13 protein-coding genes are annotated in these 13,062 nt (G+C 60.5%); 10 read left to right on the forward strand and 3 right to left on the reverse strand.

Annotation, left to right across the window (positions count from 1 at the left end):
* Positions 1–251: 251 nt before the first annotated feature.
* The 8 genes from prfB to IQK56_RS02830 all read left to right on the forward strand — a co-directional run bounded on the left by prfB (position 252) and on the right by IQK56_RS02830 (position 7,295).
* Positions 252–1,347 (forward strand): peptide chain release factor 2 gene (gene prfB, locus IQK56_RS02795; protein ID WP_095943132.1). Its coding sequence is split into 2 segments (ribosomal slippage): positions 252–323 and positions 325–1,347, totalling 1,095 coding nucleotides; the frame shifts between segments, so codons are not numbered across the junction.
* Positions 1,348–1,427: 80 nt separating this feature from the next.
* On the forward strand, positions 1,428–2,930 hold the full coding sequence (lysS, locus tag IQK56_RS02800) for a lysine--tRNA ligase (protein WP_122309866.1): 1,503 nt from the start codon (positions 1,428–1,430) through the stop codon (positions 2,928–2,930).
* Between the two features lie 106 nt (positions 2,931–3,036).
* The gene (locus IQK56_RS02805) at positions 3,037–3,753 is read left to right on the forward strand and encodes a TetR/AcrR family transcriptional regulator (RefSeq protein ID WP_099583394.1); all 717 of its coding nucleotides are present in this window, start codon (positions 3,037–3,039) and stop codon (positions 3,751–3,753) included.
* Between the two features lie 16 nt (positions 3,754–3,769).
* Positions 3,770–4,318, forward strand: a complete 549-nt coding sequence (locus tag IQK56_RS02810) for a hypothetical protein (RefSeq protein ID WP_150674805.1) — start codon at positions 3,770–3,772, stop codon at positions 4,316–4,318.
* A gap of 22 nt (positions 4,319–4,340) precedes the next feature.
* On the forward strand, positions 4,341–5,618 hold the full coding sequence (locus IQK56_RS02815) for a flavohemoglobin expression-modulating QEGLA motif protein (RefSeq protein ID WP_122309872.1): 1,278 nt from the start codon (positions 4,341–4,343) through the stop codon (positions 5,616–5,618).
* Positions 5,619–5,645: 27 nt separating this feature from the next.
* Entirely contained in the window at positions 5,646–6,551 is a 906-nt protein-coding gene (locus tag IQK56_RS02820; RefSeq protein ID WP_193862083.1) for an alpha/beta hydrolase, read from the forward strand.
* Positions 6,548–6,874 carry a PA3694 family proteiin gene (locus tag IQK56_RS02825; RefSeq protein ID WP_003172217.1) on the forward strand — a complete coding sequence of 109 codons (327 nt, stop codon included), beginning with the start codon at positions 6,548–6,550 and terminating at the stop codon, positions 6,872–6,874. Before IQK56_RS02820 ends, IQK56_RS02825 begins: the two co-directional genes overlap by 4 nt.
* Positions 6,875–6,992: 118 nt before the next feature.
* Positions 6,993–7,295 carry a hypothetical protein gene (locus tag IQK56_RS02830; protein ID WP_150761105.1) on the forward strand — a complete coding sequence of 101 codons (303 nt, stop codon included), beginning with the start codon at positions 6,993–6,995 and terminating at the stop codon, positions 7,293–7,295.
* A gap of 50 nt (positions 7,296–7,345) precedes the next feature.
* Here IQK56_RS02830 and lptF read toward each other — a convergent pair whose 3' ends face one another.
* The 3 genes from lptF to IQK56_RS02845 all read right to left on the reverse strand — a co-directional run bounded on the left by lptF (position 7,346) and on the right by IQK56_RS02845 (position 9,228).
* Complete coding sequence (gene lptF / locus IQK56_RS02835) at positions 7,346–8,131, reverse strand: lipotoxin F family OmpA-related lipoprotein LptF (protein ID WP_150674801.1); 786 nt, start codon at positions 8,129–8,131, stop codon at positions 7,346–7,348.
* A 55-nt stretch (positions 8,132–8,186) separates the two neighbouring features.
* Positions 8,187–8,612 carry a DUF4398 domain-containing protein gene (locus tag IQK56_RS02840; protein ID WP_099583389.1) on the reverse strand — a complete coding sequence of 142 codons (426 nt, stop codon included), beginning with the start codon at positions 8,610–8,612 and terminating at the stop codon, positions 8,187–8,189.
* 271 nt (positions 8,613–8,883) lie between these two features.
* The gene (locus tag IQK56_RS02845; RefSeq protein WP_122309892.1) at positions 8,884–9,228 is read right to left on the reverse strand and encodes a pilin assembly protein; all 345 of its coding nucleotides are present in this window, start codon (positions 9,226–9,228) and stop codon (positions 8,884–8,886) included.
* Positions 9,229–9,411: 183 nt separating this feature from the next.
* Here IQK56_RS02845 and ppc point away from each other — a divergent pair, with 183 nt between their 5' ends.
* Both ppc and adk read left to right on the forward strand, forming a co-directional pair.
* The gene (gene ppc, locus IQK56_RS02850; protein WP_122309895.1) at positions 9,412–12,039 is read left to right on the forward strand and encodes a phosphoenolpyruvate carboxylase; all 2,628 of its coding nucleotides are present in this window, start codon (positions 9,412–9,414) and stop codon (positions 12,037–12,039) included.
* Between the two features lie 295 nt (positions 12,040–12,334).
* Positions 12,335–12,982, forward strand: a complete 648-nt coding sequence (gene adk / locus IQK56_RS02855) for an adenylate kinase (RefSeq protein WP_003172225.1) — start codon at positions 12,335–12,337, stop codon at positions 12,980–12,982.
* Positions 12,983–13,062: the final 80 nt, after the last annotated feature.

Raw genomic sequence — 13,062 nt, forward strand, 5'->3', positions numbered from 1 at the left:
CGGCCCACGGATTCAAGCCTTCGTTCGGGCACACCGAGCCTAGGCGAGGTGCCGAGTGTTGGGGCAAGAGCGCTTTGGTTACTTTCGCGCTTTTCGAAAGTGACCCGCCGTAAGGGCGGAACCCTAAGCCGCCGTTACCCAAAAAACGGATATGCCCCCAATAGGCCTTTTCGCCCAGCGGGCTGCCGCTCCCCCCCGTTTGCCGTTATACTCGCCGGCTTTCAAAAGTTCGCCAACGAGTGCTGCCCGCCATGGAAATCAACCCGATCCTGAACACCATCAAGGACCTGTCCGAGCGCTCCGAAACTATTCGGGGGTATCTTTGACTACGATCAAAAGCATGAGCGTCTGACCGAAGTCAATCGCGAGCTTGAAGATCCGGCTGTCTGGAACAAACCCGAATACGCCCAAGAGCTGGGCCGCGAGCGCGCCGCGCTGGCGCAGATCGTCGACACCCTCGACGAACTGAACACCGGTCTGGCCGATTGCCGTGACCTGCTGGACATGGCCGTCGAAGAAAACGACGAAGGCGCAGTGGGCGATGTCGTCGCCGAGCTGGCCCGTCTGGAGGAGAACCTCGCCAAACTCGAATTCCGCCGCATGTTCAGCCATGAAATGGACCCGAACAACGCTTACCTGGACATCCAGGCCGGCTCCGGCGGCACCGAAGCCCAGGACTGGGCCAACATCCTGCTGCGCATGTACCTGCGCTGGGCCGACAAACGCGGTTTCGACGCGACCATCATGGAACTGTCGGCCGGTGAAGTGGCTGGTATCAAGGGCGCGACCGTGCACATCAAGGGTGAATACGCCTTTGGCTGGTTGCGTACCGAAATCGGCGTGCACCGCCTGGTGCGCAAGAGCCCGTTCGACTCCGGCAACCGTCGCCACACCTCGTTCTCGGCGGTGTTCGTCTCGCCAGAGATCGACGACAAGGTGGAAATCGAGATCAACCCGGCCGACCTGCGCATCGACACCTACCGCTCCTCCGGTGCCGGTGGCCAGCACGTAAACACCACCGACTCGGCCGTACGTATTACCCACGTACCGACCAACACCGTGGTCAGCTGCCAGAACGAACGTTCCCAGCACGCGAACAAGGACACCGCCATGAAAATGCTGCGGGCCAAGTTGTACGAGCAGGAAATGCAGAAGCGCAACGCCGCTTCCCAGGCGCTGGAAGACACCAAGTCGGATATCGGCTGGGGTCACCAGATCCGTTCGTACGTGCTCGATGCGTCGCGGATCAAGGATCTGCGCACTAATATCGAGCGCAGCGATTGCGACAAGGTACTCGACGGCGATATCGACGAATACCTGGAAGCCAGCCTGAAGTCCGGCCTCTAAAGAACCTGTAGGAGCGGGCTTGCCCGCGATCCTCAGCCGTAGGCTGAGGGCAACGAACCTGTGATGGAATTTCAAAAGACATGAGCGACCAACAACTCGACCCGCAAGCCCTGCAACAGGAAGAAAACTCCCTGATCGCCCTGCGCAAGGAAAAGCTTGCTGCCGAGCGCGCCAAGGGCAATGCCTTCCCCAACGACTTCCGCCGCGACAATTACTGCGATGCCTTGCAGAAACAGTACGCGGACAAGACCAAGGAAGAGCTGGCAGAGGCTGCGATCCCGGTCAAGGTGGCAGGTCGCATCATGCTCAACCGCGGCTCGTTCATGGTGATCCAGGACATGACTGGGCGTATCCAGGTCTACGTCAACCGCAAGACCTTGCCTGAAGAAACCCTGGCCTCGGTGAAAACCTGGGACATGGGCGACATCATCGCAGCCGAAGGCACCCTGGCCCGTTCCGGCAAGGGCGACCTGTACGTCGAGATGACCAGCGTGCGCCTGCTGACCAAGTCCCTGCGCCCACTGCCGGACAAGCACCACGGCCTGACCGACACCGAGCAGCGCTACCGCCAGCGCTACGTTGACCTGATCGTCAACGAAGACGTGCGCCAGACCTTCCGTGTCCGTTCCCAAGTCATCGCCCACATCCGCAGCTTCCTGATGCAGCGTGACTTCCTGGAAGTGGAAACGCCGATGCTGCAGACCATCCCCGGTGGTGCCGCAGCCAAGCCGTTCGAAACCCACCACAACGCGCTGGACCTGGAAATGTTCCTGCGTATCGCGCCTGAGCTGTACCTCAAGCGCCTGGTGGTTGGTGGTTTTGAAAAGGTGTTCGAGATCAACCGCAACTTCCGTAACGAAGGCGTCTCGACCCGTCACAACCCGGAATTCACCATGTTGGAGTTCTATCAGGCTTACGCCGACTACGAAGACAACATGGACCTGACCGAAGAACTGTTCCGCGAACTGGCACAGCTGGTCCTGGGCAGCACCGACGTACCGTACGGCGACAAGGTGTTCCACTTCGGTGAGCCGTTTGTGCGCCTGTCGGTGTTCGACTCGATCCTCAAGTACAACCCTGAGCTGACCGCCGACGACCTGAACGACATCGACAAGGCCCGCGCCATCGCCAAGAAAGCCGGCGCCAAGGTGCTGGGTTTTGAAGGCCTGGGCAAATTGCAGGTGATGATTTTCGAAGAGCTGGTCGAGCACAAGCTGGAACAGCCGCACTTCATTACCCAGTACCCGTTCGAAGTGTCGCCGCTGGCCCGTCGCAACGATGACAACCCGAACGTCACCGACCGTTTCGAGCTGTTCATCGGCGGCCGCGAAATCGCCAACGCCTACTCCGAGCTGAACGATGCCGAAGACCAGGCCGAGCGCTTCATGGCCCAGGTGGCCGACAAGGACGCTGGCGACGACGAAGCCATGCACTACGACGCCGACTTCGTGCGTGCCCTGGAATACGGCATGCCGCCAACTGCCGGCGAAGGCATCGGCATTGATCGTCTGGTGATGTTGTTGACCAACTCGCCGTCGATCCGCGATGTGATCCTGTTCCCGCATATGCGGCCAGAAGTGTAAACGTAGCGAAATCCGAAGCCGCCTTTTATAAGGCGGCTTTTTTATGTGGCGTTTTTAAGCGTCAAGCAAACAGCGCCAGGTTTTGATCTATTCAAGGATGTGTGTCGTGAACCGCGTAATCGCACAAGAAGGCGCCGCCGGCATTGCTGCTGCCGTGGCTGAAAGCGTCCAGTACCAGGGCCGTAAGGCCAGCCGTCGGGGCAGCGAGCAACGCAGGCAAGACATTCTCGATGCGGCCATGCGCATCGTGGTGCGCGAAGGCGTGCGTGCCGTGCGCCATCGGGCGGTGGCGGCGGAGGCGGGTGTGCCGCTGTCGGCGACCACCTACTACTTCAAAGACATCGATGACCTGCTCACCGATACCTTCGCCCAATACGTCGAACGCAGCGCCGCCTTCATGGGCAAGCTGTGGGTGCGTAACGAAGGCCTGTTGCGCGAGATGGTCGCCTACGGCGATGGCAGCCCGGAGTCGCGCTCACAGCTGGCAGATGACATCGCGCGCCTGACCGCCGACTATGTGCAGCGCCAACTGATCAACCGCCGCGAATACCTGATGGCTGAACAGGCGTTCCGCCAGGAGGCACTGCTGAACCCGCGCCTGGCCGAACTGGTGCGCTCCCACCAGCAGATTTTGTTGCAGGGCACCGGGCAGTTTTTCCAGGTCCTGGGCTCCCGCGAACCGCAGCAGGACGCCAAGGTGTTGACGGCGATTATCAGTCGGATGGAATATCAGGGCCTGTTGGGCGGCGCAGAGCCTCTGACCGGTGAAGAGATGCTTGAGATCCTCAAGCGTTACATGCATTTGGTGTTGGCCTCGGTCTGACACCGGAGGGTGTCTGATGAAAACCTGGCGCACCGCAGTAATCGCCTTGTCGTTCCTGCTGCTCAGTGGTTGCCTGGTGACCTTCAAGGAGCCGCTGGCAACCCGTGAAGCGGCGCCGGATGAGTTGCTGGGCCAATGGTCCAGCAAGAATGCCTGGGGCGAGCCGCTCAACCTGCACATCACGCGTGCCGGTGAGCACCGTTACAAAGCCGTGAGCTACCCTAAGGCCACGCCGGAGCAGCGCGACGAGTACCTGTTCAGCGTGTCGCGCCATGGCAACCGCTGGTACCTGTCGGCGCCGTTGCCTACAAAGCTCGGTGGGAATTTTATCCTGGCCGGCTTCGAATTCGACGAAAAGCACGAATTGGTGGTCTACAACCTGGATCTGGAACAGATCCACCAGGCCATCGGCCAACAGGCGTTGCGTGGTCATACGGTAGAAACCGTCGAAGGCGACGGCGTGTTGGTGGATAGCCCGATGGACCAGGTGTTTGCCTACCTGGACAACCCGGCCAATGCCGATGTGTTCGTTGAAGCCGTGCGCTACCGGCGTGCGGGCAAATAACGTTTAAAGAAGGAAGCACCCGGTGGACGATTACCAGCAGACGATACGCACCTTGTCCGATCGCATTGTGCTGGCGCAAACACCGATTCGCGTCCTCGACGCCGTGAAGTGGGACGACAACATTCGCCAGGGATTCCTCAAGGCCAAGGGCAAGGCAATGCCCGCTGTGGACCGCGACTATTACCTGAACCGGCCGCTGTCCTTCGACTCCAGTGCGGTGAAGCTGGAGTTCCAGAACATTGAGCGTGATATCACTCGCCGCCTCGGCCAGTTCAGCCCGGTGGGGCAGATCATGCGGCGCATGTGCCGCGAGTACCGCATGGTGGTGCGTATGCTCGAAGCACGCGGCACCGAGGACTTCGGCCTGATTTCCCAGGAGTTGTACGGCGCTGCCTCCGATGCCTTCCATGCTGGCGACCCGACCCTGGCCGACCTGGGCCTGATGCTCTCCGACTACCTGAATAATATTGATGGCCGTGGCGACCTCAAGGACGAAGCCAAGACCCTCACCGCCAAGGACGCCGTCGCCCTGCTGCAAACCCGCTTGAACAAGGTATTCGGCGAGGCGGAAGAGACCATCCGCGTCTTCGAGTCCGACGGCATCGTCGCCGACGCGGCGGCGGGTGCCGACTACATCAAGATCCGCGCCGATGCGATGTTCAACAATCGCGACGTGCGCGCCCTGGAAGTGCATGAAGGCCTGGTGCACGTCGGCACCACCCTCAACGGCCAGAACCAGCCGATCTGCACCTTCCTGTCCAAGGGCCCGCCGTCGTCCACCGTGACCCAGGAAGGCCTGGCGATCCTCATGGAGATCATCACCTTCGCCTCCTACCCCAGTCGCCTGCGCAAACTGACCAACCGCACCCGCGCCATCCACATGGTGGAAGAGGGCGCCGACTTCCTGCAGGTGTACGAATTTTTCCGCGAGCAAGGCTTTGAAATGGCCGAAAGCTACGGCAACGCCAGCCGCGTATTCCGTGGCTCGGTGCCGAACGGCCTGCCGTTTACCAAGGATTTGTCCTACCTCAAGGGCTTTATCATGGTCTACAACTACATCCAGCTGGCCGTGCGCAAAGGCAAGCTGGAACAGGTGCCGCTGCTGTTCTGCGGCAAGACCACCCTGGAAGACATGCGCACCCTGCGCCAACTGGTGGATGAAGGCCTGGTGGTGCCACCCAAGTATCTGCCTGAGCAGTTCCGCGATATGAACGCGCTGGCGGCGTGGATGTGCTTCTCCAACTTCCTCAACCACCTGAGCCTGGATCGGATCGAGGCGGACTACTCCAATATCCTTTAAACGCGGTTATTCACGAGGCTTCAACGGATGAGAATCCTCGGCATTCTGTGCCTGCTACTCGCCTTGAACGGCTGCAGTTCGCTGCTGTTCTACCCCGAGCCCGGCCTGCCCTTTACCCCGGAAAAGGCTCGCCTGGCGTACCGCGACGTGACTCTTACCACGGCTGACGGCGTGAAGCTGCACGCCTGGTGGCTGCCGGCCAAGGCGGGTGTGCCGGTCAAAGGCACGGTGCTGCACCTGCACGGCAATGGCGGCAACCTGGCCTGGCACCTGGGCGGCAGTTGGTGGTTGCCGGAGCAGGGCTATCAAGTGCTGCTGGTGGACTATCGCGGGTATGGCTTGTCCGAGGGCACCCCGTCGTTGCCGGCAATCTATCAGGACGTGGATGCGGCGTTCAGTTGGCTCGACACGGCGCCCGAAACCCAGGGCCGGCCGCTGATTGTCCTCGGCCAAAGCCTGGGCGGCGCGTTGGCGGTGCATTACCTGGCGGCGCACCCGGAGCGCCAGGCCCGGCTCAAGGCGCTGGTGCTGGATGGCGTGCCTGCCAGTTATCGTGACGTAGGACAATTCGCCCTCAGCACCTCCTGGTTAACATGGCCGTTCCAGGTGCCCTTGTCCTGGCTGGTGCCCGACGCCGACAGTGCGATCAACGCCATGCCGCAACTGACGGGCGTACCGAAACTACTGTTCCACAGCCTGGATGACCCGATCGTGCCGCTGTCCAATGGCATCCGTCTGTACCAGGCCGCGCCACCGCCGAGGGTGTTGCAGTTGACCCGGGGCGGCCATGTGCAGACCTTTGCCGACAAGACCTGGCAAACCGTGATGCTGCGCTACCTGGACGACCCGCAGCACTTCAACGGCCTGCGTCGCCTGGGCGAGATTCCAAACTACCCCATTCCTAAAGTTGACTCATCAGAGAGCCCGCAATGAGCGAAGAACGCAACATGATCCCGCTGATTCTCACCGGTATCGGCACCATCATCGGCACCGTCGGCTGCCTGTGGTACTACGGCTACCTGCACTTCGCCAAACCGGAAGATGCGTTACTGCTCAGTGACTTCACCATGCTCAAGACCGTACCCGGCGAGGACTACAAGATCTCCCTCACCCCAGCGGCCCAAGTGGCGCAGTGCGTCGATGGGGTACTGGTGATGTTCGATACGGAGCAGAAGGGCTTGAGCGGCGTGCTGGTGAACAACAAGAAACAGGCCGTGCGTTGCATGGGGCAGGAAACGCCGCAGTTGCAGCAATAGCAGGTTCGTCATCCCAAATAGCCGGACATATCTGGAACCGTTTTTCGTAAGTTGCCACTGACTAGCTTGTCAGTACGACTGGCAAACAACTTATGAGTATGGACCCTGGAGTGTAAATATGAGTGGCATTAGTGCTATAACCAATATGTTGAAAATGGCAAGGAGCCAGGAAAACCTGGGGCAAGATGGCGCGGAAGGCGCTGGTAATCAAAAGGACAAAATAGACCCGGAGCTGGTCAAAAAGCTGCTCGAACTGCTCTCCGGCGGCGCCGGTGGCGCTCAGGGCGGTGGCGGATCAGGTTCATCTGGTGGTTCGGGTGGTCAGCCTGACGCTGATCAGATGAGGAAGATGATGAGTGGGCGCCAAGGGATGGAGGCGATGATGCCGGACAGTGATAACGGTCGTCAGGTCCAAGTCTGACAGACACAAAAAACCCACCGTCAGGTGGGTTTTTTTTCAGCATCGATTAATCAGTTCGCCATGGACGAACGTGGCTTGACCGGCTGGTTGTCGTTGGAAATGGTTACTTCAACGCGGCGGTTCATGGCACGGCCCGACACGCTGCCGTTGTCGGCAACCGGGTATTCCTTGCCGTAGCCGGTGGCCACGATGCGGCGTGGGTCAACGCCCATCTTGATCAGTGCAACCTGTACCGAAGCAGCACGGCGCTCCGACAGGCTCTGGTTGTAGGCATCGGCGCCAGTGCTGTCGGTGTAACCCTCAACGATCACCTGGCGATCCGGGTTTTCCTGGAGGAATTGCGCCAGTTTGTTGATGTTGACCAGACCGCTGGATTTCAGGTCGGCCTTGTTGGTAGCAAACAGCACATCACCGAAGGTCACCAAGGTACCGCGATCGGTCTGCTTGGCGTTCAGGCTGTCTTGCAGTTGCTTGATCTGTGCATCACGGGCGTCCAGCAGGGCGCGGGCACGTTCGTCGCCGGCATTTTTCAGCTTGGCTTCGGATTCGCGCAGCACGATGGTGTCTTTGGCCACTTCAACGCGCTGGTTGGTCAGGTAAGCCAGTTGGTCGACCTTCTTCTGGTCTTCCTTGTCACGGTAGGCTTTGTCAGCCTTGTCCAGCCAATCTTGCGCGTCCTTGGTTTCCAGGGCCGCTACTTTGGTGGCGTTCGGGTTGGCCTGCAGGGCCGAGAAGTTGGTCCGAGCGTTTTCCAGGTTCGCGTTCGGCGGGGTGGAGCAAGCCGCCAGGGCAACGCTCATCGCCAGCAGGGCAGGGATCATCAATTGTTTACGCATAGTCGTGTCGTCCTTTCAATTCGATATCAGGTGCGATGCAGTCAGGGGCGGCGGCTTATTTCTGCTGGATAGCAGCCGGGCGCATGCCTTCCTTACGCAGCTCGTCAACAGCCTTCTGAGAATCCTTCACAGCCTGGTCAGCTTTGGCGGCCTGAGCTTTACGCTCTGCAACGCGAGCGTCCCATTCAGCTTGTTCGGACAGGCGACGGGCTTCGTCGTAGTTCTTGTCGTGCATCGCGATTTCGGCTTGCTTGAGCTTGTCCTGGGCCGACTTCATTTCTACGGCCGCGTACTCGGTGCCGCCGGCGCTGACAGCGCTGTTCACCGCAGATTGTGTAACGGCGTACTGTTCGGTCGGAGGGTTGCCGGCGCAGCCAGCCAGAACGAAGCTGGTGCCGATTGCCAGCGCGGCCAATTTGAGCCCGCGCAGGTGGTTAAACGAGGATTTGGCAGTGCTGGTCTTCATCGTCTTCAACTCCATTGGATAACTCCTGAAAAACTTCAACATCCATCGTAGGTGGTCAGCTGTGGCGGGCTCTGCGGTTAAGCGCGGGGCACCGATTCAAACGGCTGTTCCAAGTGATGGCTTACTGGCTGTGACCGGCGGCTTTTTTGAATAGTTCAGAGAAGATGGCGATTTGCCTAAAAAAATAACTGACTGAATGGTCAGCGCAGAAAATTGGAACTTTTGCTGCGCCCAGAAGTACACCGGCCTCCGGGAGGCCCGGTGTACAAGGGTTAGCTAGGGGGTGTCAGTGCTTGGGTTCGTCGGCACTGGCCGACAAATCATGCAGATAGCGCCGCGACAACGTGAGAAAGCGTGGCGTCGGGCCGACGTCTTCATACAGCGGGTCGCCCTCTTCATCGGTGGCGATGACGTGCTGCCCCTTGATGTAGGGAAAGCTGGCTTCCAGCTCCTCAAGGGCGGCGCCGATCAGCTCACCGAGCAGTTCTTCGGTGTTGCGCTTGGGGTACATCTCGGCGATGGCCGCCAACCGGGCGGCGGCCTCGACATCCAGATGGATGGCGTACTCGGTCTTGGTCAAGCGACCTTTGGCGTTCTCTTCCCAATGCTGGGCCAGTTCTCGAATTTTCATGGCAACCTCAATAAAGCCTGGGATGGCAGGCGGTGATGAGTGACCAGTCGCACGCATGGATAACGCGGCGGCTCACAGTTGAGACTAGCTGCAAGCTGCAAGGTTTAAAGTCTTGTCATAAAACGATGCTGACGGCACTCTGGCACGCCTGCGCGTCCCGGATTTCTGGCTGGAGATTGGCTGATGAGTGATATCGATGCACGCTTGCGTGAGGATGTTCACCTGCTGGGTGAACTGCTGGGCAACACGATTCGAGAGCAGTACGGCGATGATTTCCTCGACAAGATCGAGCAGATCCGCAAAGGCGCCAAGGCCGATCGTCGCGGCGCTGGCGATGAGCTGAGTACCAGCCTCAACCAATTGCAGGAAGACGAACTGCTGCCCGTAGCCCGGGCCTTCAACCAGTTCCTCAATCTGGCCAATATCGCCGAGCAGTACCAATTGATTCACCGACGCGATGAGTCGCAACCGGCGCCGTTTGAATCCCGTGTGTTGCCTGAATTGCTCGCCCGCCTGCAAAGCGAAGGTCATGGCAATGAATCCCTGGCGCGCCAGTTGGGGCGACTTGAGATCGAACTGGTCCTTACCGCCCACCCCACCGAAGTGGCGCGCCGCACCCTGATCCAGAAATACGATGCCATCGCCGCGCAACTGGCGCTGCAGGATCACCGCGACCTCACCACCGCCGAGCGCGAACAGATCCGCCAACGCCTGCAACGGTTGATTGCCGAAGCCTGGCACACCGAAGAAATCCGCCGCACCCGACCCACCCCGGTGGATGAAGCCAAGTGGGGCTTTGCGGTGATTGAGCATTCGCTGTGGCACGCCATCCCCAATTACTTGCGCAAGGCTGATCAGGCCTTGCACGCTGCCACGGGCCTGCGCCTGCCGCTGGAAGCCGCGCCGATTCGGTTTGCCTCGTGGATGGGCGGCGACCGCGACGGCAACCCGAATGTCACTGCGCCGGTCACCCGCGAAGTGCTACTGCTGGCGCGCTGGATGGCCGCCGATCTGTATTTGCGCGATATCGATCATTTGGCCTCCGAGCTGTCGATGCAACGCGCCAGCCCGGCATTGCAGGCCAAAGTGGGCGACAGTGTCGAACCCTACCGCGCCGTGCTCAAGCAACTGCGCGAACGCCTGCGTGCCACACGCCAGTGGGCGCACACCGCGTTGAGCAGCAGCACGCCGGCACCGGCCGAGGTGTTGCAGAACAACCGCGATCTGTTGGAGCCGCTGGAGCTGTGCTACCAGTCGCTGCATGAGTGTGGCATGGGCGTGATCGCCGATGGCCCGTTGCTCGATTGCCTGCGCCGGGCCGTCACCTTTGGCCTGTTCCTGGTGCGGCTGGATGTGCGCCAGGACTCCAGTCGCCATTCGGCGGCCATGACCGAAATCACCGATTACTTGGGCCTGGGTCGTTACGAAGAGTGGGACGAAGACGCACGCATCAGCTTTTTGATGAAGGAACTGGCCAACCGTCGACCGCTGCTGCCGAGCTATTTCAAACCATCGGCGGACACGGCCGAAGTGCTCAACACCTGTAAGGAGGTGGCCGCCGCGCCGGCTGCATCGCTGGGCTCGTATGTCATCTCCATGGCCGGGGCTGCGTCGGATGTGCTCGCGGTACAGTTGTTGCTTAAAGAGTCGGGCGTTCAGCGGCCGATGCGCGTGGTGCCGCTGTTCGAAACCCTGGCCGACCTGGATAACGCCGGCCCGGTGATCGAGCAACTGTTGCTGCTGCCGGGCTACCGTGCGCGCTTGCAGGGCCCGCAGGAAGTGATGATCGGCTACTCCGACTCGGCCAAGGACGCCGGCACCACCGCCGCGGCCTGGGCGCAATACCGCGCCCAGGAACGGTTGGTGGATATCTGCCGTGAGCAGCAGGTGGAACTGCTGTTGTTCCATGGTCGCGGTGGCACCGTCGGCCGTGGCGGCGGCCCGGCCCACGCGGCGATCCTGTCGCAGCCGCCGGGGTCGGTGGCGGGGCGTTTCCGTACCACTGAACAGGGCGAGATGATCCGCTTCAAGTTCGGCCTGCCGGACATTGCCGAGCAGAACCTCAACCTGTACCTGGCCGCCGTGTTGGAGGCGACGCTGCTGCCACCGCCTCCACCCGAGCCGGCCTGGCGCCACTTGATGGACGAATTGGCCGCCGATGGTGTCAGTGCTTACCGTGCGGTGGTGCGGGAAAATCCGCAATTCGTCGAGTATTTTCGCCAGTCCACCCCCGAGCAGGAGCTTGGCCGTTTACCGCTGGGCAGTCGTCCGGCCAAGCGCCGCGCCGGTGGTATAGAAAGCCTGCGCGCCATCCCCTGGATCTTCGGCTGGACCCAGACTCGCCTGATGCTGCCGGCGTGGCTGGGCTGGGAAGCCGCGTTGAGCAAGGCCCTGGAACGCGGCGAGGGCGAACTGCTGGGACAGATGCGTGAGCAATGGCCATTCTTCCGCACCCGCATCGATATGCTGGAAATGGTGCTGGCCAAGGCAGATGCCGATATCGCGCGCCTGTATGACGAGCGCTTGGTCCAGCCGGATCTGTTGCCATTGGGTGTGCACTTGCGCGACCTATTGTCGCAGGCCTGTGACGTGGTGCTTGGCCTGACTGGCCAGTCGCAACTGCTGGCCCATAGTCCTGACACCCTGGAGTTCATCCGCCTGCGCAACACCTACCTTGACCCCTTGCACCTGTTGCAGGCCGAGTTGCTGGCTCGCTCGCGCCAGCAGGAAGCGGCCCAGGACAGCCCTCTGGAACAGGCGCTGCTGGTGTCCGTGGCCGGTATTGCCGCCGGTTTGCGCAACACCGGCTGAGGTTTTTTGCGTGTTCTCAACGGTTTGCAGATAAACCACGACGGCCGCCCGGAACAGGGCGGTCGGCGTTTACAGCGTCGGGTTGCACTCAGGCACACCCTACCTATGACGCATGCCTGGCGCGGTTCCTGCGACTTTTGGCGGCTTGTGTGGTTAAGGCCTGCTGTGTATCTTGATCAGCCTTTGGCCGTTTGGGCGGCCCGAATCCTATTGCTACGAGCCACACTTCTACGAGATTTGCCCCAACGCGGTGAATCCGAGCGTCATCTCTATATAAAAATTGAGGAGCACATCAATGCGCGTCATTCTGCTGGGAGCTCCCGGGGCCGGTAAAGGTACTCAGGCAAAGTTCATCACTGAAAAATTCGGCATTCCACAAATCTCCACCGGCGACATGCTGCGTGCGGCCGTCAAGGCCGGCACCGAGCTGGGCCTGATCGCCAAGAGCGTGATGGACAGCGGCGGCCTGGTTTCCGATGACCTGATCATCAACCTGGTGAAGGAACGCATCAGCCAGGAAGACTGCAAGAACGGTTTCCTGTTCGACGGCTTCCCACGCACCATTCCCCAGGCTGAAGCCCTGGTGAAGGCTGGCGTTGAGCTGGACGCCGTGGTCGAAATCGCCGTTGAAGACGAAGAAATCGTCCAGCGTATCGCCGGTCGTCGCGTTCACGAAGGCTCGGGCCGCGTGTACCACGTCGTCTACAACCCGCCGAAGGTTGAAGGCAAGGACGATGTCACCGGTGAAGACCTGGTGCAGCGTAAAGACGACACTGAAGAAACCGTGCGTCATCGCCTGTCGGTCTACCACTCGCAGACCAAGCCGCTGGTGGACTTCTACCAGAAGCTGTCCGCTGCCCAGGGCAAGCCGAAGTACAGCCACATCCCTGGCGTTGGCTCGGTAGAAGCCATCACTGCCAAGGTGCTGCAAGCACTGAGCTGATCCTTCGATCGGCGTGCGACACAACGGCCCGCTTGCGGGCGTTGTTGTTTATACTGGCGCACTTTTTTTTCGACTTGGAC

It is taken from the genome of Pseudomonas cyclaminis, from assembly GCF_015163715.1.
Classification (GTDB): domain Bacteria; phylum Pseudomonadota; class Gammaproteobacteria; order Pseudomonadales; family Pseudomonadaceae; genus Aquipseudomonas; species Aquipseudomonas cyclaminis.

Coding starts and splice junctions, on each gene's coding strand:
- lysS (WP_122309866.1), top strand. CDS start 1,428: ATGAGCGACCAACAACTCGACCCGCAAGCCCTGCAACAGGAAGAAAAC.
- IQK56_RS02810 (WP_150674805.1), top strand. CDS start 3,770: ATGAAAACCTGGCGCACCGCAGTAATCGCCTTGTCGTTCCTGCTGCTC.
- IQK56_RS02820 (WP_193862083.1), top strand. CDS start 5,646: ATGAGAATCCTCGGCATTCTGTGCCTGCTACTCGCCTTGAACGGCTGC.
- IQK56_RS02825 (WP_003172217.1), top strand. CDS start 6,548: ATGAGCGAAGAACGCAACATGATCCCGCTGATTCTCACCGGTATCGGC.
- IQK56_RS02830 (WP_150761105.1), top strand. CDS start 6,993: ATGAGTGGCATTAGTGCTATAACCAATATGTTGAAAATGGCAAGGAGC.
- lptF (WP_150674801.1), bottom strand. CDS start 8,131: ATGCGTAAACAATTGATGATCCCTGCCCTGCTGGCGATGAGCGTTGCC.
- IQK56_RS02840 (WP_099583389.1), bottom strand. CDS start 8,612: ATGGAGTTGAAGACGATGAAGACCAGCACTGCCAAATCCTCGTTTAAC.
- IQK56_RS02845 (WP_122309892.1), bottom strand. CDS start 9,228: ATGAAAATTCGAGAACTGGCCCAGCATTGGGAAGAGAACGCCAAAGGT.
- ppc (WP_122309895.1), top strand. CDS start 9,412: ATGAGTGATATCGATGCACGCTTGCGTGAGGATGTTCACCTGCTGGGT.
- adk (WP_003172225.1), top strand. CDS start 12,335: ATGCGCGTCATTCTGCTGGGAGCTCCCGGGGCCGGTAAAGGTACTCAG.